Below are 24224 nucleotides of genomic sequence, written 5' to 3' on the forward strand. Positions count from 1 at the left end.
TCGGTGAGCAAGCGACGCGACGCGTCGTTGGCGAAACGGGGCGGGGGTGTGGCGCCCCCACCCCGATCCGCTTTGCGGGGTAGTGTGCTGAGAGTTCTGCAAATTCGCTGAGAGGGGGCGGTCATGGCAGGCTGGTGATTGTTCACGTCACTGATTCCCGCGAAGGAACGCCACCATGACCAAGACTGAAGTTAAGACCGCCAGCGCTGCCGTCAAAGACATTTTGCTTTCGAACCCGGATGGATTGCACGAAGTGCTCCGTGCGGTGATGCAGGAGGTGCTTGAGGCCGAGATGGACGAGGCGCTGGGTGCCTCGAAGAGCGAGCGCACGCCCGAACGGCTTGGCTATCGCTCGGGCTATTACGGCCGTACCCTTGTGACGCGGGTCGGCAAGCTCGAGCTGCGGGTTCCGCAGGACCGGGCCGGGCGCTTCTCCACCGAGCTGTTCGAGCGCTACCAGCGTTCCGAGCGGGCCTTGGTGGCGACACTGGCCGAGATGTATGTCCAGGGCGTGTCGACCCGCAAGGTGAAGGCGATCACGGAAGAACTGTGCGGCCATGCCTTCTCGGCCTCGTCGATCTCGGCCATCAACAAGCGGCTGGACGAGAGCCTCGCTGCCTTTGCCAGGCGCCCCCTTCAAGAGCCGTTTCCTTACCTCATCCTCGATGCGCGCTACGAGAAGGTGCGTGAAGCCGGTGTTGTCATGAGCCAGGCGGTGCTGATCGCGGTCGGTATCGACTGGGACGGAAGGCGCCAGATCCTGGCCGTGGAGATGGCCAATCGCGAGAGCCGCTCGGCTTGGAGGGACTTCCTCGTCGGCCTCAAGGCGCGCGGCCTCAAGGGCGTCGAGTTGGTCGTGTCCGACGATCACGCCGGCCTGGTGGCAGCGATCGGCGAGGTGATCCCCGAAGCCGCCTGGCAACGCTGCTACGTGCACTTCCTCAGGAACGCGCTCGATCATCTGCCGAGGAAGCACGGCGACGACTGCCTGCAGGAATTGCGCTGGCTCTACGACCGGCGCGATCTCGCAGAGGCCAGGGCTGATCTTGCCGCATGGCTTGCCAAATGGTCGGCACGCTATCCGCGCCTGACAGGCTGGGCCGAGGATGCCATCGAACAAACCCTGACCTTCTTCAGGCTGCCGAGACAGCACCACAAGCATCTCAAATCCACCAACATGCTGGAGCGGCTCAACGAGGAAATCCGCCGGCGCACCTATGTCGTGCGCATCTTCCCCAATACCGAAAGCTGCCTGCGCCTGGTCAGGGCCTTGGCCGTCGAGACCAATCAAAACTGGATGGAGGCCAACCGATACATCAACATGGACGACCTGCGCGAGCACAAGAAGCTCGCTCTGCGCCAAGCCGCATGACCAGCATCATGGCTGCCCCATTTTGCAGAACTTGACGCACACAACCCTTTGCGGATCGACTGACCGGGGCGAGCCGCCTGTCTCGCCCGTCCTTCGGACCCCCACAAGGGGGAGGGTAAAGCTCACCCCCAAATGAAAAGCGCCACCAACCCAACCGCTCCCACCACCAGGCGCCACCAGCCGAACAGCGAATAGCCGTTGCGCGAGACGTAATCGAGCAGGAAGCGGACGACGATCAGCGCGGTAACGAAGGCGGCGATGAAGCCGATGGCGATGACCGGCAGGTCGGCGCTGCTCAGCACGTTGCGGTTCTTGAACAGGTCGAAGGCGAAGGCGCCGACCATGGTCGGGATGGCGAGGAAGAAGGAGAATTCCGCCGCCGCGCGCTTGTCGACGCCCAGCAGCAGCGCGCCGACGATGGTCGAACCGGAGCGCGACGTCCCGGGGATCAGCGACAGGCACTGGAACAGGCCGATCTGCAGGTAAAGCCTTGTCGGGAAGCGCTCGACGTCGCGGTAGACCGGCTGCAGCTTCATGCGGTCGACGGCCAAGAGCACGACTCCGCCGATGATCAGCATGATGCAGATCAGCCTTGGCGATTCGAACAGCACCGTCTTGATGAAATCATGCGCCAGCGCGCCGATGATGGCGGCCGGCAGGAAGGCAATCAGGATGCCGATGACGAAATGCCGCGTCAGCCGATCATGCGGCAGGTCGAGCAGCATCTGCCACAGACGGCGGAAATAGACGCTGAGGATCGCCAGGATGGCGCCGAGCTGGATCAGGATCTCGAACGCCTTGCCGGTGGAATGGAAGCCGAGGAAATGGCCGGCGAGCAGGATATGGCCGGTCGAGGAGACCGGGATGAACTCGGTCAGCCCCTCCAGCAGGCCGAGCAGCAGGGCTTCGACGATGGTGTGGCTATCCATGGCAACCTCGGCATTCAAGGGACGGAAGGAAACGGCTGGCAAAAGGGCTTGCTTGTCACGGCGCGGAAGTCCCCCTATAGGTCGCAGCACCGTGACGGCCGCATGACGGGCCGCCAAGACTTACCGGTGCGGACGGCGATTCGCCAGTGCGCCTTAATATCGCGGAATCATGCTGACGCTTTTCCATCACCCGATGTTCGCCACCTGCCGCTTCGTGCGCCTCGCCTTCGGCGAATATGGCGAGGAGCTGGCGCTGATCGAGGAAAAGCCGTGGACGCGGCGCAAGGAGTTTCTGGCGCTGAACCCGGCCGGCACCTTGCCTATCCTGCTGGCCGAGGGCGACGTGCCGATCGTCGGCGCCATGGTGATCGCTGAATATCTCGACGAAACGCGCGGTGTCCTGAAGCGCGACAAGCGCCTGTTTGCGGAAGACCCGATGCAGCGCGCCGAAATCCGCCGCCTGACCGACTGGTATCTCAACAAGGCCGAGAGCGAAGTGACCCGGCATCTGGTGCGCGAGCGCGTGCTGAAGCCGGTGATGCCGGAAACGGCGGGCGGCGGTTCCCCCGATTCGGCGGCAATCCGCGCGGCGCGCGCCAACATTCGCCAGCACATGAAGTACACCAACTGGCTGGCCGGCACCCGTCATTGGCTGGCCGGCAGCAAGGTCACCTATGCCGACCTGGCGGCGGCCGCGACGCTGTCGGTGCTGGATTATCTCGGCGAGATCGATTGGCGCGAGCATGCCGCGGCGCGCGAATGGTACACGCGGGTGAAATCGCGGCCGTCGTTCCGGCCGCTGCTCTCCGACCGGGTGCGCGGCCTGTCGCCGGTGTCGCATTATGCGGACCTCGACTTCTAGAAGCCAAACCCTGCGCGCGCTGATCGACGCCGAGGCGCGGCGCGCCGGCTTCGATGCGGTTGCCGTCACCACGCCCGATGCGATCCCGCTGGCGCCAGCCAGATTGGCCGAATTCGTCGCCGATGGTTTTCACGGTTCGATGGCGTGGATTGCGGCGACGCTTCAACGCCGCAGCGAGCCTTCGACGCTGTGGCCCGAGGTGCGCTCGATCATCGTGCTGGCAATGAATTACGGCCCCGACCACGATCCGCGTGCGCTGCAGGCAAGGCGCGATCTCGGCGCGATCTCGGTCTATGCGCAAAACCGCGACTATCACGAGGTGATGAAGGGCCGGCTGAAGGAGATCGCCGGCAAGATCGTCGCGCGGGCCGGCGGCGACGTGAAGGTTTTCGTCGATACGGCGCCCGTGATGGAAAAGCCGCTGGCTGAGGCCGCCGGGCTCGGCTGGCAAGGCAAGCACACCAACCTGGTCAGCCGCGAGCACGGCTCCTGGCTGTTTCTCGGCACCATCTTCACCACGGCTGAGCTCACGCCCGATGCGACCGAGGTAGACCATTGCGGGTCCTGCCGCGCCTGTCTCGACGCCTGCCCGACCGACGCCTTTCCGGCGCCCTACCGGCTCGATGCCCGGCGCTGCATCTCCTACCTGACCATCGAGAACAAGGGGCCCATCCCGCAAGAATTCCGCGAAAAGATCGGCAACCGCGTCTATGGCTGCGACGATTGTCTCGCCGCCTGCCCGTGGAACAAGTTTGCCCGCGCCGCTTCGGAAGCCAAGCTTGCTGCCCGCGACGAACTGCGCGAGCCGCCGCTCGGCGAGCTGTTGCAGCTGGACGACACGGCGTTCCGGTCTTTCTTCTCGGGCTCGCCGATCAAGCGCATCGGCCGCGATCGTTTTGTCCGCAACGTGCTGGTTGCGGCCGGCAATTCCGGCGATACTTTGCTGGCTGACCCTGTCCGCACCCTCCTTGGCGACGCCTCGCCGCTGGTGCGCGGCGCGGCGATCTGGGCGCTGGCGCGGCTGGTGACGGCCGCCGAATTCAACGGGCAGGCGGCGATCTACTTGAAAACCGAAACCGACACGACAGTGCAGGACGAATGGCTGTCCGCATTGCCAATTGAGGCGCACGCATGAGCGAAAAACAGGTTTTTATCTTCGGCGCCGGCTATTCGGGCAAAGCCTTTGCACGGGCCAATGCGGAGGCGATTACGATCTTCGGCACCACGCGCTCGGCCGAGAAATTCGAGGCATTGCGTCAGGCCGGCATCGCGCCGCTGCTGTTTCACGGCGCCCTGACACCTGAAATCGGCGAAACGCTGGAGACCACCACCCATCTTGTCATCTCCGTAGCCCCGGAGGAGGCCGGCGACCCTGTGCTTCTCGCCGCGCGCAAGGCGATCGAGGCGATGCCGGCGCTTCGCTGGATCGGCTATCTTTCGACCGTCGGCGTCTATGGCAATTATGACGGCGCCTGGGTCGATGAAACGGCCGAGTGCCGGCCGGTGTCGAAACGCTCGTCGATGCGAGTGGCGGCCGAGCGAGACTGGCTGCAGCTTGGCCTCGATACCGGCAAGCCGGTGGCGATCCTGCGGCTTTCCGGCATTTACGGGCAAGGACGCAACGCGCTGGTCAATCTGGAAAACGGCACGGCGCGGCGGCTGGTCAAGCCCGGCCAGGTGTTCAACCGCATCCATTGCGACGACATCGCCGGCGCGCTCTGGCACCTCATCGGTGGCAATAGAGGCGGCATTTTCAACGTCACCGATGACGAGCCGGCGCCGCCGCAGGATGTCGTCACCTATGCCGCTTCGCTGATGGGCGTCGAGCCGCCGCCGGAGATTCCTTTCGAGACCGCCCAACTTTCGCCCATGGCGCGGTCCTTCTATGGCGAGAACAAGCGCGTCGCCAACGCCGCGATCAAGGCAGCGGGCTACCGGTTCCGCTATCCGGACTACCGCCAGGCGTTCGACCGAATGTGGGCCGACGGCAGCTGGCGCGACGGCGAGCCGCGCAGCCCGATGAACGGCGGATAATCGAAACGCGAGCCCGAGCGTGATATGATTCGGTGTCGCCGACTTTTGCAGCGGGGGTTCATGACGATTTCAATGCGATCCTTGACCGGCAGACGGCCGTTCCTGACGGCGGCGCTGGCGATCGTGGCGCTGGCCGGGCTGGTGGCGGGCGCAATCACGGCCGAGCCACGGGCAAAAGACCTGTTCGGCGCCAAGAAGCTGCCGGCGGTGGCTGCGGCGCAATCCTTCGGCTTCTATTCAAAGGGCTGCTTCACCGGCGGCGTCGCCATTCCGATGGACGGCCAGAACTGGGAGGTGATGCGTCCCTCGCGCAACCGGCGCTGGGGTCATCCAACGATGATCGCGCTGATCGAGAAGCTGTCGCGCGATGCCGCCGCCGACGGCTGGCCGGGGCTTCTGATCGGCGACATTTCGCAGCCGCGCGGCGGCCCGATGCTGACCGGGCACGCCTCGCACCAGATCGGCCTCGACGCCGACATCTGGCTGACGCCGATGCCCGACCGCAAGCTTACGACCCAGGAGCGCGAAAACATCAGCGCCACGCTGATGGTCGACGACAAGACGCATCTGGTGAAGGACAGGCTGTGGAAGCCGATACATACCAAGCTGTTGAAGCGCGCCGCGAGCTATCCGGAAGTCGAGCGCATCCTGGTCAATCCCGGGATCAAGAAGAAGCTGTGCGACACCGTCACCGGCGACCGTACCTGGCTGAGAAAAATCCGGCCGTTCTGGGGCCATGACTATCATTTCCACATCCGCATCGGCTGCCAGCCGGGCTCGCCCAACTGCAAGGGGCAGGAAGCGACGCCCGACGACGACGGCTGCGGCAAGCCGCTGGCCTGGTGGTTTACCGAGGAGCCGTGGCGGCCCAACAAGAACCCGGACGCGCCCAAGGCGCGCGACCTGATGACGATGGCGAACCTGCCGAAACAATGCCAGTTCGTGCTCGACCAGCCCGATGCCGACTCGGCCGAAGCCGTCACCTATCGCGGCGGCGGCGTGCCGATGGCCGCCAGGGCGCCGGAACCCGACGCGCCTCCGCCTATTGCGGGCAATGCGGGCGGCTTGCCTGGCGCAGCCAACGCCTTCACCGCCACGCCGGAGATCGGCATTCCCCTGCCGAGGCGACGGCCGCCGGCAAACGTCGGACAGTGATGGCGAACTGACGCTTTCCCTTTCCGGGGCCATGCGCTAGTCAATCGATTGAACACCGGGCGATTGAACACCGGGCGATTGAACACCGGGCGATTGAACACCGGGCGATTGAAACGGTCGCAACGGCGCCGCAAAGGGGACGAGCAAGAGCATGTCAGGCGACGACGACACCGCGTTGCGGTTTCCAGTGCTGATCGGCGACATCGGCGGCACCAATGCGCGCTTTTCGATCGTGCTCGACGCAAATTCGGAAGCCGGTGAGCCGCATATCGTGCAAACCGCCAATTTCGCCACCATAGACGAGGCGATCCAGGCGGCGGTGCTCGACCGGTCGTCCATCCGGCCGAATTCGGCAGTGCTGGCCATCGCCGGGCCGGTCGATGGCGACGAGATCCCGCTTACCAACTGTCCCTGGGTGGTGAAGCCGAAGCAGATGTTTGCCAATCTGGGCCTGGGCGACATCGTCGTGCTCAACGATTTCGAGGCGCAGGCGCTGGCCGTCGTGGCGCTCGGCGAAGAGCATATGGAAAAGATCGGCGGCGGCGCGCCGGAGGAGAATGCCGGGCGTGTCGTGCTCGGTCCCGGCACCGGCCTCGGCGTCGCTGGGTTGGTTCATGCCCTCCACCACTGGATACCGGTGCCTGGCGAAGGCGGCCATATGGATATCGGTCCGCGGACGCCGCGCGATTTCGAGGTGTTCCCGCATATCGAAAAGCTGGACGGCCGCATTTCGGGCGAGCAGATCCTGTGCGGGCGCGGTCTGGTCAATGTCTACCGGGCGGTCGCCAAGGCCGACGGTAAGCCGGCGCCGTTCGCCACGCCGGCCGAAATCACCGGGGCGGCTCTGGCCAAGACCGATGCGGTCGCCGAGGAAGCGCTGGCGCTGTTCGTCACCTGCCTCGGCCGCACCGCCGGCGATCTCGCACTGGTGTTCATGAGCCGCGGCGGCGTGTTCTTGACCGGCGGCATCGCGCAAAAGATCGTTCCGGCACTGAAGGAGGGCAATTTCCGCGCCGCCTTCGAGGACAAGGCGCCGCACAGCGCGCTGATGGCCTCGATGCCGGTCTATGTCATCACCCACCCGCTGGCGGCGCTTCTGGGCCTTGCCGCCTATGCCCGCAACCCGTCGCTGTTCGGCGTCCAGACCGCGGGGCGGCGCTGGCGGGCATGATCCATTTCGTCCCGAAAACGGGTCTTTTCCTGGAAATGGCTGCCGCTTTCGTGACCCTGACCTCGGGCCGCGATGAAGTTTCGCCATAGGCAAGCCGTAGCCGGGGCGCTAAGAGGGGGCCGAATTCCAGCCTGGCATCCCTAGAGCCGGATGATTTCAGATCGAATCGACCTGAAATCTGAATCCGGCTCTAAATCAAAGAGATAGAGCATGATGTCGTCCGAAAACCGCTTCACACTTCTCGGCATCATGCTCTAGCAAACCACGAAGCGCCCGCGATTTGACCGCTCAAAGTCCACTCAAACTGAAAGTCCAGCCAGCTGAGGTCACTGCGGTGCTGCGCCGCATCCTGGCCGAAAACGGTAGTGAATATCGCTGGACCTATGTCGTTGCCGTCGGCTGCCTGCTGATTGTTTCCGCCACCACCGCCTTCACGGCGTGGATCATGGCCCCGATGATCAACGAGATCTTCTACGAACGACGCGGCGACATGATCGTCTGGATCTGCGCCGGGTTCATGGCCGCCTCCGTGCTGCGCGGCTTCGCCGGTTACGGCCAGGCGGTCGCGTTGGCCAAGATCGGCAACAATCTGGTCGCCCGCTACCAGAAGCGCAGCTTCGACCACCTGATGAAGCTCGGCGTCGACTTCTTCAACGATACGCGTTCCGGTCGGCTGGCGGCACAGGTCAACGAGAATGTCGGGGGCGTTCGCGATCTGCTGTCGCTGACGCTGACCTCCATCAGCCGCGACGCGGTCTCGCTGATCGCCCTCGTCGGCGTCATGATCTACCAGGATCCGGTGTTGTCGCTCAGCTCGCTGCTGATCGGGCCGCCGCTGATCTGGGCCGTCGTCTACATCACCCGCCGATTGCGGCGCATCAACCGGGAATCGGTGCTGATCAACTCGCGGCTGAACGGGTCCGTGCAGGAGGCCACCCAAGGCATTGCCATCGTCAAGGCCTTCACTCTGGAAGCCGAGCTGGCGCGCCGGATCGGCATCATGGCCGATACGGCCGAGCAGCGTAACAACAAGATCGCCCGGGTCGCGGAGCGGCTGTCGCCGATTTCCGAGATTTTGGGCGGTCTCGCCATTACCTCCGTCCTTGCCTATTCCGGCTACCGGGCGCTGGTGCTCGGACAACCACCAGGCGCTGTGTTTTCCTTCATCACCGCGCTGATCATGGCCTACGATCCGGCACGGCGCCTGGCTCGTACGCAGGTCGGTATGGAACGTGCCCTGGTCAACGCCCGGATGATTTACGAGCTGCTCGACCTGGAGCCTAAACAGGGCGATGCGCCCGACGCGGTCGAAGCCAGGATCACCACCGGCGAGGTTCGCTTCGACAATGTGACGTTCGGCTACAGCGCCGACATGCCGGTGATCAGGAACCTGAGTTTCACCGCCGCGGCCGGCAAGGTTACGGCGGTGGTCGGGGCCTCGGGCGCCGGCAAGACGACGCTCGTGGCGCTGCTGCAGCGCTTCTACGATGTCGACAAGGGTTCGATCGAGATCGATGGTCAGGACATTTCCAAAGTCACCAAGCACTCGCTGCGCGGCTCGATCGCCTATGTCTCGCAGGCCCCCTATCTGTTCGAAGGCAGCATACGCGACAACATCCGTTTTGGCCGACTTTCGGCGACCGACGCCGAGATCGAGCGGGCGGCGGTGCTGGCGGCGGCCGACGAGTTCATCCGTCAGCAGCCGCAGGGTTACGACACGCCCGTCGGCGAGGGCGGCTCGACACTTTCCGGCGGCCAGCGCCAGCGCGTCTCGATTGCGCGGGCGATCGTGCGCAACGCGCCGATCCTTTTGCTCGACGAAGCGACCTCGGCGCTCGACAACGAGGCCGAGGCGCGCGTCCAGGAGGCGTTGACCCATGTGATGGAAGGGCGCACCACCATCGTGATAGCGCATCGCCTGTCGACGGTCGTCAACGCCGACCACATTATCGTGCTTGAAGAGGGGCGCCTGGTCGAGGAAGGCACCCATGCCGCACTGATGGCCGATCCAAACAGTGTCTACGCCCGCTTCCACCGCATTCAAGGCAAGAACGGACTGGGGCTTGTCGACGACTCGAAGCCCGTCCAAACTCCGGTCCGGCGCAGCCGCGCCAAGAAGGCGGTGGGGAGAACAGCATGAGCGAATCCGGCGAAATGGGCCTGGTGGTGGTGGGGGCGGCCGGCCGCATGGGCCAGACGCTGATCCGCGCCATCCATTCGATCCCCGGCGCCCGCGTCGTCGGCGCGGTCGAACGAACCGGATCGCCCTATCTCGGCAGGGATGCGGGCGAGCTTGCCGGCATCGGCATCATCAATGTGACGATCGGCGACGATCCGCTGCCGGTGTTCGCCAAGGCCGACGGCGTGCTCGATTTCACCATGCCGGCAGCCACCGTCGAATTCGCAGGCTATGCCGCGCAGGCACGCATTGCCCATGTCATCGGCACCACCGGCTGCTCGGCGGAAGACGACGCCAGGATCGAGGCCGCGGCGCGCCACGCGACGATCGTCAAATCCGGCAATATGAGCCTCGGCGTCAATCTTCTGGCGGTGCTGGTCGAGCAGGCCGCGCGCGCGCTCGGTCCAGAGGATTTCGACATCGAGATCCTCGAAATGCACCACAAGCACAAGGTCGACGCGCCCTCGGGCACCGCCTTGCTGCTCGGCGAAGCGGCGGCGGCGGGACGCGGCATTTCCCTTGCCGGCAAAGATGTGCGGTCACGCGACGGCCATACCGGCGTGCGCAAGCCAGGAACCATCGGCTTTGCCAGCTTGCGCGGCGGCTCGGTGGTCGGCGACCACAGCGTCATCCTGGCCGGAACCGGCGAGCGCATCACGCTGTCGCACCATGCCGAGGACCGCGCCATCTTTGCCCGCGGCGCCGTCAAGGCCGCGCTCTGGGCGCGCGGTAAAAAGCCCGGACTTTATTCCATGCGGGACGTGCTCGGCTTGAGCTAAACTATCCATAATTTGGAAGGAGCAAACATGTCGGGAACTCTCGTGCTCGTGCGCCACGGCCAGAGCGAATGGAACCTGAAGAACCTGTTCACCGGCTGGCGCGATGTCGACCTTACCGAGCAGGGCCACAAGGAGGCCAAGGAAGCCGGCCAGAAGCTCAAGGCACGCGGCTTGAAATTCGACATTGCCTTCACCTCGGCGCTGATCCGGGCGCAGAAGACCTGCCAGCACATTCTCGACGCGGTCGGCCAGAGCGATTTGAAGACGATCCGCGACCAGGCGCTGAACGAGCGCGACTATGGCGATCTCTCCGGCCTCAACAAGGACGACGCGCGCCAGAAGTGGGGCGAGGAGCAGGTGCACATCTGGCGCCGCTCCTACGACGTGCCGCCGCCCGGCGGCGAAAGCCTGAAGGACACCGGCGCCCGCGTCTGGCCCTATTACCTGCACGACATGCAGTCGCATGTTCTGAAAGGCGGCACCGTGCTGGTCGCCGCGCATGGCAATTCGCTGCGCGCACTGATCATGGCGCTGGACGGCAAGAGCGGCGAGGAGATCGTCAAGCTCGAGCTCGGCACCGGCGTGCCGGTGATCTACGAGCTCAACGCCGATTCCACTGTGGCGTCGAAGGACGTGCTGGAGGGGTGAGGTTTTCGGCCAACTCATTCGCCGAGTCGGCGCTGCCCCTCATTGAACCGGATACATAGGTGACACTTCTCTCCCCCTATGCGTCCGCCGCAGCGCCAAGCGGATTGGTTGGCGCGGCGCTGCGGCGGACAAGCTTCATGTGCCGTGTGTCGATGAAGCCGAGCGGGTGGGCATGGAATGAGAGTGTCCATTGTCCGTCTTCGGTCTCCAACGCAGCGACCGGTTCGCCCGCCAGCGCTTGCGAGACATATATGAAGCCGCCATTCCATCGGATCTCGCCATTGTGGCGCACGCGGCGGACCGAGGCCTCGGCCGGATAGACGGGCTCGGGTGGTGTCCTGGGCATGGCGCGCTGTGAGGACCGGTAGTGCTGGGCGGGCGTATCCATGCCCAGCGCCTCATGGGGACGTTCCTCATTGTAGCTGTGGCGGAAGGTCTCGAAGGCCTGGCCCTGTGCCGTTCGGTCGGCTTCCGGTGCCTCGGCCATCGGCAGCATGGTCAGGTGAAAGCGCTCGTGACGTCCGTTCTGCTGTGGCCTGCCGGGTGCGATCCGCTCAAGGTGATGCCGAGCTTGATGAAGCGCACGACAAGCGGCGTCAGTCCGGTGACGCCGGCCGATGCGAAGGGTGGGCCATTGTCGCTTCTGAACCGATCTGGCAGGCCATGCTCTTCAAACAGCCGCTCAAACACCGGCCAGGCTTCGCTATCGGCCGTCGACCCCGTCGCTTCGAGCGCCAGGAGGTAGCGGCTCGACGCATCCATCACCGTCAAGGGTTCGCAACGCCAGCCGTCGCGGGTCCGGAACCAGCCCTTGTGATCGCCAGTCCACACCGCGTTCGGTTCTTGCGGCTGTGGCCAGGGTCCATTGCCGCAGGCCCGTAGCCGTGGCCGCTTGCGGGCGCGGACAAGCCCATGCCGCGCAAGGATCGCGCCGACCGTCGAGGCTGAAGGCCACATGAACTCGGGAGCCGTGCGCCTGAGCCGTGCCACGATCTTCTTTGGACCCCAGAGCGGATGCAGCTCCTTGGCCGCCACAATCCGCTCAACCAGGTCCTGAGCTGTCGCCCGGCCATGATTGAGCGGGGCTCGCGGCAGGTCGTGCAAACCCTCAGGCCCAAACGTCCGATAGCGTCCTAGCCATTTGTAGCCGTTCTTGCGTGAGATCCCGTAGGCCGCACAAAGCGCAACCATCGTCTTATCCCTAGAAAGACACTCCACAACAAACCGTAGCCGCTCGTCCATGATGCCAGTCTCTCGCCAAACCATCGCCGGTCCTCCGGCGGACAAGAAAACTGTCACCCATGCTATCGGTCCATTCTGGTACCTATCTATCCGGTTCGGACACCGGGCATTTCTCCCCGTATAGTGACGGAGAGAAAGGGCTGGCCGCAGCCTCGGCGCTCTTCTTGTGACGCGGGTGACTGGCGAAAATTCATCGATGAGAGCGCCCCTCTTCCCGTCACTGAACGGGGAGAGGATGCCGGCAAGCGGGTGAGGGGCGGCGCTGACCCCCGGGAAACTAAGCCGGCAGGCAGCGGCCCTCGAAAAAGCGCGTTGACACATATCGTTTGCCCGCTTACATGAGCCCGCACCAGCCCAGATGGCGGAATTGGTAGACGCGCACGGTTCAGGTCCGTGTTCCGCAAGGAGTGGAGGTTCGAGTCCTCTTCTGGGCACCAAATTCCCGTTTCGGATAAGTCCGAAATGATTTAGACGCGAAGCAAAAAAGCCCGGTTCCCGGGCTTTTTTGCTGATGGATGACAGATAGTCCAGCGGAGGGTCAATGCGGCGGGCGAACCGCTTTCATTGCTTCTTCTTCGAGTGTCTGGAGCTTCTCCCGAATCTCCTCCGGCTCGGCATGCTCCAAGCCGACGACATCGTTTCTGGTCTCATTCAGCGAAACGATAATCTCATCAAGCTTGGCGTGAATGGCGGCCGTGTCGCGGTAACCCTGGATCAGCACAACGCCGGTGATCACGATGGCCGCTACCGACAATGCGTAGGTGACCACATTCGTCAGGCCGAATGGCACCAACGCAGTACAGAGCAGCATGGCTACAAGAAGGACATAGAAGCCCGGTGGCCGGGATAGAAAGTCGCCCATCACAAAGAGGAAGCGGTTCATATCCAGGCCGCGGTCAAAAATGCCACGAGTGCGGTGACGGCTACGCAAATTGGAATTGCCGCGAGTAAGGCAGCTTCCAGGACCCAAGTTTCCTTGTCGCTAAACATCAGACATCCTCCCGTTGAGAAAAGGCTGCCCGTAGACTTTCACAGGGCAGCCACAGCCCGCCGCTCCAGACCGGAGCGGCGGGCTCGCGCGTTATTCGATGATCTGCACGACCTTGCGCGTGTCGGGATCGACGAGAACCGCATGATCTCCGACAACCGTATACTTGTAGCGGACATCCGGAACGTCGATTGCGTGGAGCTCGACAGTGTCTGGAAGTGCCGTGCCGACATTGAGTTCGACGCCGAGCAAACTGACTGAGGCCAGCTTCTGCTTATGGATATATTCGCGAACGACCGTCTGTTGTTCGGGCTTGAGAACAATAACGTCCTCGGCAAACGAGGTGCCGATGCCCGCCATAAGGAGGAGGGCGCCGGTGGCGCTGACGAAATATTTAGTCATGGGAATTTCCTTTTCATAGGTCAGTTCGGAAGCGTGGATACGAGCAGATCAGCCGCCACTCGCAGGGGCTGGGGCAGGTGCCGCAGGCTTTGCGGGTACAGCCGGAGCTTCCACCTTTGGCGCTTCAACCTTGACGTTGATATCCTTGCCGCCGTCGCCGCGGATATTGATGACGCCGGTAAAAATAAGCAATACTACGACTGCAATAAGTGCAAGAACAACGGCAATCGCAGTGCCGCCACCACCACCAGAATTAACAACAGTTGGGCCGTCGGCCATGTGTTCCTCTCCTGTTTTATTTAGTTGCATTTGGGAAACGCCTGCCCCACTTGAACGTTCCGCCTCGGGACTTGGGTCTTAGCTGATATCCGACTTTGGTCTGGTTCGCCGCAGACTGAAGTCACAGGAACAATCTGGCTGATCTCAAGTTCGGTCCCTCGGCGAACAGGCGTGGTGCCGTCGCCGGATTACGCGAGGAGAAAACCATGAAAATCCACTTTGCAAGTGCCGCTGCAGGCTTGTTGCTTTTGGCTGGCGTCGGCAGCGCCGCAGCTCAGGATGTCGTCATCACACCGGAGCAGGATACGGTCGTCCGCGAATACGTAAAAAAGCAGCCGCTGGCTTCGGTGAAGATCCCGGGCGTGGAGCTGAACGTCGGCAGTGCCTTGCCTGATACGGTCGAGCTGCACGAAGTTCCCAACGTCAAATACCGCTACGTCGTGGTCGACAACCGCACCGTCCTGGTCGATCCCAGCACCCGGAAAATTGTGAAGGTCTACGACTGATCGAATAGCTGCCGCCCGCCGCCGGCCATGGCGGCGGGCAGCGGATTTCACATTGCGCTCCAGGATGATCGAAGATGATCGATGACGTCGAGACATCGCCAGCCCTTGATACCCGCTTGGGTTCTCTCAGGGCGAGAATGCGCGATGCGCGCATAACAGAGGCCGACATGAAGACCTTTCAGAAAGTCGCATCCATCATGGTTGGCGGCAGTGGCCGCATCAGCGGCGATGACCTGATTGCAGCGTCGTTCGTCCTCGAGGACCAGCCGGAAGGCTTGTGAGGCGGAGTACTCACGTGTGCAGGCTCCCGCAACGCTGATCCCAAGTGTTCTGGTGCTGAACACATTCCTGCTACGGGCCGGCGTCGAAGGCGTGCCCGCTGGCGAGGTCGCGTCGCGCTCAAGCATCGTCCAGAACACCATGTCGCCGCATGTGACGATACTCGGCCATGCTAGCCGATGCGGGCGCCATAGAAAATCACCGCGGCCGGCAGAACCGGGCAGGCCGGTCCAGAGCGTCGCCACGCCTATGGTCAGAAATGTCACCGAGGCCAGTTTGGTGCAGATCGGATGATGGTAGCGAGCGATCGCCATATCGACCGTACGGGCGCCGGCCTGGGAAGGACCCACCAGCGCGCCAAGGCCGACCGCCGCGCCCAGCGTGGTCGGCGCGCTGTTTGCCCTGCAACGCGGGGCTATGCGGCGTGCTCGCACAAGTTAGCTCCAACTTGAGGCACGGCGTGAAGTCTCGGTGCTTGCCCCCACGATGGCGAGGTACGAAGTCAACAGCGGTCAATGTGCTTAGCGATCTACAGTCGACTTCAGCCGCCGTTTCGAATGATGGCGCCCCGCAATCACGAGATTTGTCGATAATAATCAATATTAGGCTGTATTCGCGACTATCCCTCATAGTGGGCGATTAGATAAAATTGATATGTATCCCGGATCGGAGGAGATCGATCCATTCGGGCCGGCATCAGCATGATTGAACCGCAGCTACCGCAAGTTGACAGCGATCATCGGGCGGATCTGGTTTGGTACGAAGTCTTAATACGTCTCACCTAAGGTCCAACTTTGACTTCGGGAGCGCGACGTTCGACAGACATATCTCCGCAGGTTACATTCGCCAGTCAGACAGCGCTCCGCACTCGAATGGATGTCTCTGAATGCCGGGCCTCACGCCTTCACGACCGCACCCGAGAACCTTGGGATGGATGGGCACGACAGCGCTCGCCATGGGTGGCAGCAATCAAAGCCTGTTTCTGATTGCCGCCCTTTTTGTCGGTCAGGGGAATATTCCCGGTCAAGGAAGCGCTGCGGTTCCTTTGCTCGTTGTTGGTCTGCTTCTAGGCTGGGCCGCCGCGCCTGCGTGGACCGAATTGGTTCTCATGTGGCCAAACCGCGTCGGCGGTATCTCTGCAGCGTGCGCCGAAGCCTTCCGACCTTACAGTCCCGTTCTCTCGGCTCTGACGGGCACCTGCTATTGGTGGGGTTGGGTGCCGACCTGCGGACTGACAGCGGTTCTTTCAGCGTCTGCAATCCAGCAATGGTACCTGCCGGGCCTCCCCGTGGAGGCGGTCGCCTGCGGGCTCATCGCATTCTTTACGGCGGTCAACCTGTGTGGAATCAAGTGGGTGGTCCAACTGGCGATCCCGATCGCCACTGCCTCCGCGACGCTTGCGTTTCTCTCATCCCTCGTCCCGGTCATCAGTGGCTCGGTCGACTGGCGGCAGGCGACGGATTTTGCCCTGACCAGCCCGTTTACCGGCCTGTTCGGCGATATCACGTCGGTGATGGCGGGACTGTACCTGATCGGGTTTGCCGCACCGGCATTTGAGGCTGCAGCCTGCCATGTTGGCGAAACCATCGATCCCAACCGCAACATTCCTCTGGCGATGTGGGCCAGCGCCGCAATGGCCGGCGTCTATTTCCTGGTCCTGCCGGTTGTCTGGCTGGGTGTGCTCGGGCCGGAGCCGCTCGGCACCGACCTCGCCATAGCTCTCGGGCCCACCTTTGCGCCCTTGTTGGGGAGTTTCGGCAAGGCGGCCGCCATCTGGCTCATCATGCTGAACATGTTCCATGGAACGTTGCAGCCATTGGCAGGCGCCGCGCGGACCCTTGCGCAGCTGAGCGAAGACGGCCTGCTGCCGAGCTTCCTGGCCAGGCGCACCTCAACAGATTGTCCCTGGGCGGCAACGCTGCTCACAGCTGCCGCGGCAATCGGCTTCATGCTGTGCGGGTATCCGCTCTGGATGATCGCCGCGGCCAATTTTACGTACCTGATCAGCATCTGCATGCCAAACATCGCAGTCTGGCTCTTGCGCCGTGATAGTCCCGAAGCCGAGCGACCCTTCCGGGCTCCCAGGGGAACGATCATCCTTGGCGTAGGCGCGGCTGCAATATGGCTGTTGACCGCCATACTGGGATTTCAGCAATTTGGCCTTCCTACCGTCCTGTTCGGTCTGGCTTTGGCATATTCGGGTGCTGCGCTCTACGCCTGGCGCGCTATGGAGGATCGATACGCACTCGGTCTACCCTTGCTGCCACATACGCTTCACCTGAAGCTTACCGGAGCCATGCTTTTTGTGCTCGTGCTTGACGGTGCCGGCTATTTCCTGGCGATCGGCAGCGTTCCCCAAGGCGACACTTCATTGGTAGCCGCGCTGGAGGACATTTTTGTCGTTGTCGCGCTGCTGACCATCAGCGTTGGCCTGATCTTGCCGGGAATGATCACCCATTCGGCGACCGAGGTGAGCAACGCGGCAAAGCGTCTGACATCCGGAACGCTGAAGGATTTCTCTCTCGCCATGGTCGCCCTGGGGCGGGGAGACCTCGCTGCGGCGCATGCCTCCGTGAATATCATGCCGGTTACGGTAAACTCTCGTGACGAACTTGGAGAGATGGCCGAAAGCTTCAACCTGCTCCAGGACAAGGTGAGGGAAGCCGCCCACGGCCTGGACGACGCGCGCGAGAACATGAACGTAGCGCGCACCGAACTGATGGCACGGCACGAGGAAATCGCGCATCTCGCGCACCACGATCCGCTTACCGGCCTGGCGAACCGAGCCGCGCTTGCAGCACACCTGGCCACGACGCTCGAGCGCGCAAAAGCAACGCACGCCAGCTTTGCCGTCTTCAGCATCGACCTTGACCATTTTAAAGAGGCGAACGACGTTTTCGGGCACGCCGCCGGCGACGATCTGCTTTGCACCATTTCCCGGCGTCTCCAAACCGCGGCGCCTGAGGCCTTTATCGCGCGCATGGGTGGCGACGAATTCACGGTTGTCCTGGCCATGGATGACCGGTCCGCGAGTGCCAAGGACGTTGCGGACCGTCTGTTCGAATCGGCGGCAGGCAAATTCGAAATCCGGGGCCAGCACATTTCGATCGGGGTGAGCATCGGGGCGGCGATCTATCCGAAAGACGGAGAGAATGCAGCGGCGCTGATGGCAAATGCCGACGCAGCGCTCTACCGGGCCAAGGCGGACGGTCGTCGAATGGTGCAATTCTTCGATCCTGAGATGGATAAGCGGCTAAGAGAGCGCTACGCCTTGCAGCGAGATTTGCGCTCTGCGGTCGCCCATGGCGAACTTGTGCTTCATTATCAGCCGCAAGCCAGGATGGACGGCGAAATCTTCGGCTTCGAGGCACTCGCCCGATGGCACCATCCAAAGCATGGGCTCATCTCCCCAAACGCGTTTGTCTCGCTTGCCGAACAGGATGGCACGATCGTTGAGATAGGTGAATGGACGCTCAGGCAGGCGTGCAGAGACGCGGCCTCCTGGCCCTCACCGCTGCAGATCGCCGTGAACCTCTCTCCCGTGCAATTCCGTTTCGGGGACCTGGTAGGCCTCGTTCACTCTATCCTCTACGAGACCGGCCTTGCTCCAGGGCGGCTGGAACTGGAAATCACGGAAGGGGTTCTCATCCGCGACCGGGCAACTGCCTTGTCGGTTTTGCGGAGGTTGAAGGCGTTGGGCGTCAGGGTCTCGATGGATGATTTTGGCACGGGATATGCCTCGCTGTCCTCGTTGCAGGCGTTTCCATTCGACAAGATCAAGATAGATCGCAGTTTTGTTTCGGGTGTCGGTTCGAATGTCCAATCGGCGGCCATCGTGCGCACGATACTCAGCCTGGGGAATGCGCTGACCTTGCCTGTCATCGCGGAGGGTGTCGAAACAGAGGACGAGCGTGCCTTCCTGATGAAGGAAGGATGTCCCGAAATCCAAGGATATCTGGTGGGGCGCCCGCATCCGATAGCGCTCTACAAAGATGTGACGAATGGGATTTCGCCACGATCTGCCTTCGGGGAGCCCGAGGATACCACCGCACCTCAGGCGCTTGGCGTAACGCGATAGCCCGGCGCCGACCGTCGGCGCGCTGCTCTTGCAGCATACTGGTGAGCGAGGACTGCTGGCGGTACTGCTCGGGCTCGCCCTTATAAAGGTCGCACTGGTCGGCGCGCTGTTTGCCTTGCAGCGCGGGGCCATGCGAAGCTCCGAACCAGCTGGCGCGGGAGCCACCTCCCCTTCCGGCCAGTCCCCCAACAAACCACTTCAAACCCGGCGGCCGTGGCGCTACGCTCGCACCTATGGCCCCACCCACCCAGCCGATCACCGTCACCCGCCGCGACCAGATGTTTCCCATCCTGGGCGACGCCGATATCGAGCGCATGCGCCGGTTCGGCGAGGCGAGTTCCTATGCCGCCGGCGAGCACATCGTCACCGCCGGCACCGTGGCGCCGGGGCTGATCGTCATCCTGTCGGGCACGGTCGATATCACCCAGGATGCCAGGCCCGGCCGGCGCGAGACCATCGTCACTCATGGTCCCGGCAATTTCATCGGCGAGCTGGCGCAGCTTTCCAGCCGGCCGTCGCTGGTCAATGCGGAGGCGGCCGAGCCGGTCGAGGCCTTCGTCATCCCCTCGCAGCGGCTGCGCGACCTGCTGGTGCAGGAGGCAAGCCTTGGCGAGCGGATCATGCGGGCGCTGATCCTGCGCCGCGTCGGGCTTCTGGAAAGCGGCTCGAGCGGGCCGGTCGTCATCGGCCCGGCCGGCAATGGCGACACGCTGCGGCTGCAGGGATTTCTGCGCCGCAGCGGCCAGCCGCACCGCGCGCTCGATTCCGACAGCGACCCGTGCGCCAAGACGCTGATTGAGCATTTTCATGTTGACCCGCACCATCTGCCGATCGTGCTCTGCCCCAACGGCAAGCTGATGCACAATCCCGGCGAAACCGAACTTGCCCGCTGCATCGGCCTGCTGCGGCCGATCGATCCCGACATGGTCTATGACGTCGCCATTGTCGGGGCCGGGCCGGCGGGGCTGGCGGCCGCGGTCTATGCGGCATCCGAAGGGCTGTCGACCATCGTGCTCGATTGCCGCGCCTTCGGCGGCCAGGCCGGCGCCTCCGCGCGCATCGAGAACTATCTGGGTTTCCCCACCGGCATTTCCGGCATGGCGCTGATGGCGCGCGCCTACAACCAGGCGCAGAAATTCGGCGTCGAAATAGTCATCCCCGACGAGGCCAAGCTGCTCGGTGCAGCAGGCGAGGGCTACACGCTTACCGTCGGCGACGGTGAAAGCCTGCGCGCACGCACGGTGGTGATCGCCAGCGGCGCGCGCTACCGCCGCCTCGACATCGCCAAGCTGGCCGAGTTCGAGGGCACGTCGGTGCATTACTGGGCCTCGCCGATCGAGGCGCGGCTATGCACAGGGCAAGAAGTGGCGCTGGTCGGCGCCGGCAATTCGGCGGGGCAGGCGGCGGTCTATCTCGCCAGCCAGGTGCGCAAGGTGACGATGCTGGCGCGCCGCGGCGGCCTCAGGGAAACCATGTCGCGCTATCTGGTCGAGCGTATCGAGGCGCAACCCAACATCGAGGTGCTTGGCGAGACCGAGATCGAGGCGCTGGAAGGCGAAGGCGGCAATCTCACCCAGTTGCGTTGGCGCAACCCCGGCGGCGTCGAGATGCGGCCGATCCAGCATCTCTTCCTGTTCATCGGCGCCGACCCCAACACCGATTGGCTGGCTGGGTGCGATATCGCGCTCGACGCCAGGGGCTTCGTGCGCACCGGCGCCGACATAGGGGCGGGCCAGATGGAGACCAGCCGCAGCGGCGTGTTCGCCATTGGCGACGTGCGCTCCGGCTCGGTCAAGCGGGTCGCCGCCGCCGTCGGCGAAGGCGCCCAGGTGGTGGCTGCCTTGCACGCCTATCTCGCGCGACCCGACGCAGCAGCGCCCGAACTGGCCAGGAGAGCATAATGGATGAATGCAAACACACGCGCGACATCAAGACGGTGACGCCGAGCGCGCTCGGCTGCGAGGAATGCCTGAAGAGCGGCTCGATGTGGGTGCATCTCAGGCTCTGCCGCACCTGCGGCCATGTCGGCTGCTGCGACGACTCGCCCAACCGCCACGCCACCAAGCATTTCCACGCCACCAAGCACCCGATCATCGAAGGCTACGACCCGCCGGAAGGCTGGGCCTGGTGCTTTGTCGACGAGGCGTTCATCGATCTGGAAGGCGACGTGACGCCGCAGAACGGCCCGATCCCGAAGTTTTTCTGAGGCGGCCGTTCCCGGGCAGGCAAGCCGACGGCCGTGCCGCTATTTCACCGAGCCCGTAACCGTGCGGTCGAGGGCGTCGGAACTGTGGTCGTTGCCGGCAAGAGCGGCAATGATCAGAAGGCTGGCGACGACCGGGACAAACAGGATGGCCACGCGGGCCTGCACATAAAAAATGGCGCGCCATTCGCTGCGCTTTTCCGGGTTGTTGTCCATCACACTCACTCTCGCCATGCCTCCCCGGGGCGGGACATAGCGGCGAAGAGTTAAGCAAAGGCTGCTGAATGTGTTAACGCGCGGCGGATTGGGATTTAATCTCGACGGTCAGCGCCGCCCCTCATTGTCATCGGTACGCATCCGGTACGCCTACCCCCGCAGCGCCTGGTCCAGGTCGGCGATCAGATCATCGCCATCCTCTATCCCCGCCGACAACCGCACCAGCGAATCCGAAATGCCGATTTCCGCGCGCTTTTCCGCCGGGATCGAGCCGTGCGTCATCAGCGCCGGGTGTTCGATCAGGCTTTCGACGCCGCCGAGGCTTTCAGCCAGCGTGAACAGTTGCGTCCGTTCCAGGAAGCGTTTGGTGCCGGCGAGGTCGCGGTCGAGGTCGACCGAGATCATGCCGCCGAAGGCATGCATCTGTTGGACGGCGATGGCGTGCTGCGGATGGCTGGCCAGGCCGGGATAGACGACGCGGCGCACATCTTTTCGCGCCTCCAGCCACTGCGCAATCTTCAGGCCGTTCGTGGAATGCCGCTCCATCCTGAGCGCCAGTGTCTTGATGCCGCGCAGCGCGAGAAAACTGTCGAAGGGACCGGAGATGGCTCCGATGGCGTTCTGCAGGAATTTCAGCTGGGCGGCGAGGTCCTTGTTGTCGCCGACGATGGCGACGCCGCCGACCATGTCGGAATGGCCGTTGAGATATTTCGTCGTCGAGTGCACGACGATGTCGATGCCGAGTTCCAGCGGCCGCTGGATGTAGGGGCTGCAGAACGTGTTGTCGGCGACCGTCAATACGCCCTTGCGCCTGGCGAGTGCCGCAACGCCTTCGAGGTCGACGATGCGCAGCAGCGGATTGGTCGGAGTTTCGACCCAGAGCAGTTTTGTCTCCGGGCGAATCGCTGCTTCCACCGCCGCCAGATCGGTGAAGTCCACAAAACTCACCTGCAGATTGGCCGAGCGCTTGCGCACCCGCTCCATCAGCCGGAACGAGCCGCCATAGATGTCGTCGGTTGCAACGATATGGGCGCCGCTGTCGAGCAGCTCGAGCACGGTCGAGATCGCCGCCAGGCCGGACGCGAATGCAAAGGCGGCCGAGCCGCTTTCGAGATCGGCCACCGCGCGCTCGAAGGCGAAGCGGGTCGGGTTTTGGCTGCGGGCGTACTCGAACCCCTTGTGCACGCCGGGCGACTGCTGGCCATAGGTCGAGGTCGCGTAGATCGGCACCATCACCGCGCCGGTCAGCGGGTCATGGCTCTGGCCGCCATGGATGGTGCGCGTGGAAAAAGCCAGGCGGTTCTTGCCCGATGGGGGTGTTTCAGCAGTCATCGTGCGCGCCTCAAATGGTTGATCAGGTCGATACGGGTTATCAGGCCGACGAACTCGTCGCCATCGAAGATGATGGCGACCTCGTTGCGGTCGAACACCGGCAGCAGCGCATCCAGCGTCTGGCTGGCCTGCAGCGTGTGCAGATTGGAGGTCATGGCGGTGCGCACCGGAGCGTTGAAGCGGTCCCAGCGGCCTTCATAGGGGCCGTCGACCTTGGCCAATATATCGCCCTCATCGATAATGCCGACCAGCTTGCCATTGTCCAGCACCGGCAGCTGCGAGACATCGGAGCGGCGCATGCGGCCATAGGCGTTGAGCAGGCTTTCGTCGGGGCCGACATAAACGGTGTCGCCGGTGCGGTGCGAGCGCATGACGAGGTCGCGCAGATCGCCATGCTGTTCCTGTTCGGCCAGCCCCTGCTCGGCCAGCCAGAAATCGTCGAACACCTTGGACAGATATTTGTTGCCGCTGTCGCAGACGAAGGTGACGACGCGTTTTGCTGTCGTCTGCTCGCGGCAATAGCGAAGCGCGGCCGACAGCAGCGTGCCGGAAGACGAGCCGGCGAGAATGCCTTCCTTCGAAAGCAGGTCCCGCACGGCCAGCATGCTCTGCTTGTCTGGGATGGAATAGGCTTTCCTGACCAGCGACAGATCGGCATTGGGCGGCACAAAATCCTCGCCGATGCCTTCGACGGTCCAGCTGCCGGCCTCTTCCATCTTGCCGGTCTTGATCAGCGGCGCCAGCACCGATCCGACGGGATCGGCCAGCACCATTTCGGTCTTCGGCGATGTTCTGGCGAAGTAGCGGCCAAGCCCGGTCAGCGTGCCGCCGGAGCCGACGCCGGCGACCACGGCGTCGAGGTCGCCGTCGAGCTGGGCAAGGATTTCCGGTCCGGTGGTGGTCTCATGCGCCTCGGGGTTGGCCGGGTTGGCGAACTGGTTGGCGTAGAAGGCGCCGGGCGTTTCCGATGCGATCTTCTCGGCCATGTCCTGGTAATATTCGGCATGGCCCTTGCCGACATCGGAGCGCGTCATGCGCACTTCGGCGCCGAGCGCGCGCAGATGCTGAATCTTTTCGCGCGACATCTTGTCGGGCACGACGAGGATGATGCGGTAGCCCTTGGGGATGCCGACCTGGGCGAGGCCGAGGCCGGTATTCCCGGCGGTCGCCTCGACGATGGTGCCGCCGCGCTTGAGCTTGCCTTCCTTCTCGGCCGCGGCAATCATCGACAGCGCAATGCGGTCCTTGATCGAGCCGCCTGGATTCTGGCTTTCCAGCTTGATGAACAGCCGGCACTTGCCGGTGTCGAATTTGGTCAGTTCGACCACCGGCGTCTGGCCGATGAGGTCGAGCACCGAGGCGTAGGGCGGACGCAGGCGGGATAACGCGCCGTCCGAACTGCCTGGCGCAGCTATTCCGTGCTCGCTCATATCGATGTGCTCCCTTGAACAAGCGACCGCCTCGGGGGCAGAGCGGCAGCGTAGCTTCTTTTCCGGCCGTTTGCAGTCGGAAAGAAGGTAGATCGTGCCAATCAACCGGCGAGAGGGGGAATGGAATTCCAGTTTTAGGC

At 63.4% G+C, this 24224-nt stretch carries 21 protein-coding genes, 1 tRNA gene and 1 pseudogene; 15 read left to right on the top strand and 8 right to left on the bottom strand.

Annotated elements, in window-relative coordinates; genetic code table 11:
- Positions 1 to 175 precede the first annotated feature (175 nt).
- Positions 176 to 1372, top strand: a complete 1197-nt coding sequence (locus ACYG9Y_RS25160; protein WP_352609019.1) for an IS256 family transposase — start codon at positions 176 to 178, stop codon at positions 1370 to 1372.
- A 122-nt stretch (positions 1373 to 1494) separates the two neighbouring features.
- Here ACYG9Y_RS25160 and ACYG9Y_RS25165 read toward each other — a convergent pair whose 3' ends face one another.
- Positions 1495 to 2301 (bottom strand): undecaprenyl-diphosphate phosphatase, encoded by an 807-nt coding sequence (locus ACYG9Y_RS25165; protein ID WP_031253734.1) that lies wholly within the window; start codon positions 2299 to 2301, stop codon positions 1495 to 1497.
- A 169-nt stretch (positions 2302 to 2470) separates the two neighbouring features.
- On the opposite strand from ACYG9Y_RS25165, the gene ACYG9Y_RS25170 reads away from it, so the two are divergent.
- From ACYG9Y_RS25170 to ACYG9Y_RS25205, 8 genes are all read left to right on the top strand, one after another.
- Positions 2471 to 3163, top strand: a complete 693-nt coding sequence (locus ACYG9Y_RS25170; protein ID WP_023672063.1) for a glutathione S-transferase family protein — start codon at positions 2471 to 2473, stop codon at positions 3161 to 3163.
- Positions 3144 to 4298 (top strand): tRNA epoxyqueuosine(34) reductase QueG, encoded by a 1155-nt coding sequence (gene queG / locus ACYG9Y_RS25175; protein ID WP_023740363.1) that lies wholly within the window; start codon positions 3144 to 3146, stop codon positions 4296 to 4298. The genes ACYG9Y_RS25170 and queG overlap by 20 nt, the downstream gene beginning before the upstream one ends.
- Positions 4295 to 5197, top strand: a complete 903-nt coding sequence (locus tag ACYG9Y_RS25180) for an SDR family oxidoreductase (protein ID WP_023740364.1) — start codon at positions 4295 to 4297, stop codon at positions 5195 to 5197. Before queG ends, ACYG9Y_RS25180 begins: the two co-directional genes overlap by 4 nt.
- A 72-nt stretch (positions 5198 to 5269) precedes the next feature.
- Positions 5270 to 6352, top strand: a complete 1083-nt coding sequence (mepA, locus tag ACYG9Y_RS25185) for a penicillin-insensitive murein endopeptidase (RefSeq protein ID WP_023740365.1) — start codon at positions 5270 to 5272, stop codon at positions 6350 to 6352.
- 151 nt (positions 6353 to 6503) lie between these two features.
- Positions 6504 to 7523 carry a glucokinase gene (locus ACYG9Y_RS25190; protein WP_023740366.1) on the top strand — a complete coding sequence of 340 codons (1020 nt, stop codon included), beginning with the start codon at positions 6504 to 6506 and terminating at the stop codon, positions 7521 to 7523.
- A gap of 280 nt (positions 7524 to 7803) precedes the next feature.
- The gene (locus tag ACYG9Y_RS25195; RefSeq protein WP_023681221.1) at positions 7804 to 9663 is read left to right on the top strand and encodes an ABC transporter ATP-binding protein; all 1860 of its coding nucleotides are present in this window, start codon (positions 7804 to 7806) and stop codon (positions 9661 to 9663) included.
- Entirely contained in the window at positions 9660 to 10481 is an 822-nt protein-coding gene (gene dapB, locus ACYG9Y_RS25200; RefSeq protein ID WP_023740369.1) for a 4-hydroxy-tetrahydrodipicolinate reductase, read from the top strand. Before ACYG9Y_RS25195 ends, dapB begins: the two co-directional genes overlap by 4 nt.
- 27 nt (positions 10482 to 10508) lie before the next feature.
- Positions 10509 to 11129 (top strand): 2,3-bisphosphoglycerate-dependent phosphoglycerate mutase, encoded by a 621-nt coding sequence (locus tag ACYG9Y_RS25205; protein WP_023749686.1) that lies wholly within the window; start codon positions 10509 to 10511, stop codon positions 11127 to 11129.
- A gap of 76 nt (positions 11130 to 11205) precedes the next feature.
- Here the strand turns inward: ACYG9Y_RS25205 and ACYG9Y_RS25210 are convergent.
- A pseudogene (locus ACYG9Y_RS25210) lies at positions 11206 to 12395 on the bottom strand (integrase core domain-containing protein).
- A gap of 328 nt (positions 12396 to 12723) precedes the next feature.
- On the opposite strand from ACYG9Y_RS25210, the gene ACYG9Y_RS25215 reads away from it, so the two are divergent.
- Positions 12724 to 12808 (top strand) — tRNA-Leu (locus tag ACYG9Y_RS25215).
- A 101-nt stretch (positions 12809 to 12909) separates the two neighbouring features.
- Here the strand turns inward: ACYG9Y_RS25215 and ACYG9Y_RS25220 are convergent.
- The 3 genes from ACYG9Y_RS25220 to ACYG9Y_RS25230 form a co-directional block, all read right to left on the bottom strand.
- Positions 12910 to 13254, bottom strand: a complete 345-nt coding sequence (locus tag ACYG9Y_RS25220) for a low affinity iron permease family protein (protein ID WP_023672069.1) — start codon at positions 13252 to 13254, stop codon at positions 12910 to 12912.
- Positions 13255 to 13452: 198 nt separating this feature from the next.
- Positions 13453 to 13761 (bottom strand): DUF1236 domain-containing protein, encoded by a 309-nt coding sequence (locus ACYG9Y_RS25225; protein WP_023710337.1) that lies wholly within the window; start codon positions 13759 to 13761, stop codon positions 13453 to 13455.
- A gap of 48 nt (positions 13762 to 13809) precedes the next feature.
- Complete coding sequence (locus tag ACYG9Y_RS25230; protein ID WP_032903368.1) at positions 13810 to 14040, bottom strand: hypothetical protein; 231 nt, start codon at positions 14038 to 14040, stop codon at positions 13810 to 13812.
- A 206-nt stretch (positions 14041 to 14246) separates the two neighbouring features.
- On the opposite strand from ACYG9Y_RS25230, the gene ACYG9Y_RS25235 reads away from it, so the two are divergent.
- The 5 genes from ACYG9Y_RS25235 to ACYG9Y_RS25255 all read left to right on the top strand — a co-directional run bounded on the left by ACYG9Y_RS25235 (position 14247) and on the right by ACYG9Y_RS25255 (position 21109).
- The gene (locus ACYG9Y_RS25235; protein WP_023740232.1) at positions 14247 to 14546 is read left to right on the top strand and encodes a DUF1236 domain-containing protein; all 300 of its coding nucleotides are present in this window, start codon (positions 14247 to 14249) and stop codon (positions 14544 to 14546) included.
- A 74-nt stretch (positions 14547 to 14620) separates the two neighbouring features.
- Positions 14621 to 14827, top strand: a complete 207-nt coding sequence (locus ACYG9Y_RS25240; RefSeq protein ID WP_023681214.1) for a hypothetical protein — start codon at positions 14621 to 14623, stop codon at positions 14825 to 14827.
- Positions 14828 to 15759: 932 nt separating this feature from the next.
- A complete protein-coding gene (locus ACYG9Y_RS25245; protein WP_050593168.1) occupies positions 15760 to 18903 on the top strand; it encodes an amino acid permease in 3144 nt (1047 codons plus the stop codon).
- Positions 18904 to 19136: 233 nt separating this feature from the next.
- On the top strand, positions 19137 to 20804 hold the full coding sequence (locus ACYG9Y_RS25250) for an FAD-dependent oxidoreductase (protein WP_023740229.1): 1668 nt from the start codon (positions 19137 to 19139) through the stop codon (positions 20802 to 20804).
- Positions 20804 to 21109, top strand: a complete 306-nt coding sequence (locus tag ACYG9Y_RS25255; protein ID WP_023672079.1) for a UBP-type zinc finger domain-containing protein — start codon at positions 20804 to 20806, stop codon at positions 21107 to 21109. The genes ACYG9Y_RS25250 and ACYG9Y_RS25255 overlap by 1 nt, the downstream gene beginning before the upstream one ends.
- 39 nt (positions 21110 to 21148) lie before the next feature.
- Here ACYG9Y_RS25255 and ACYG9Y_RS25260 read toward each other — a convergent pair whose 3' ends face one another.
- The 3 genes from ACYG9Y_RS25260 to ACYG9Y_RS25270 form a co-directional block, all read right to left on the bottom strand.
- On the bottom strand, positions 21149 to 21340 hold the full coding sequence (locus ACYG9Y_RS25260) for a hypothetical protein (protein WP_196814852.1): 192 nt from the start codon (positions 21338 to 21340) through the stop codon (positions 21149 to 21151).
- A 132-nt stretch (positions 21341 to 21472) separates the two neighbouring features.
- Positions 21473 to 22654 (bottom strand): trans-sulfuration enzyme family protein, encoded by a 1182-nt coding sequence (locus tag ACYG9Y_RS25265; protein ID WP_023698084.1) that lies wholly within the window; start codon positions 22652 to 22654, stop codon positions 21473 to 21475.
- Positions 22651 to 24084, bottom strand: coding sequence for a pyridoxal-phosphate dependent enzyme (locus ACYG9Y_RS25270; protein WP_023740228.1), 1434 nt, complete (start codon positions 24082 to 24084; stop codon positions 22651 to 22653). The genes ACYG9Y_RS25265 and ACYG9Y_RS25270 overlap by 4 nt, the downstream gene beginning before the upstream one ends.
- Positions 24085 to 24224: the final 140 nt, after the last annotated feature.

This window comes from Mesorhizobium sp. W050 (assembly GCF_054719535.1).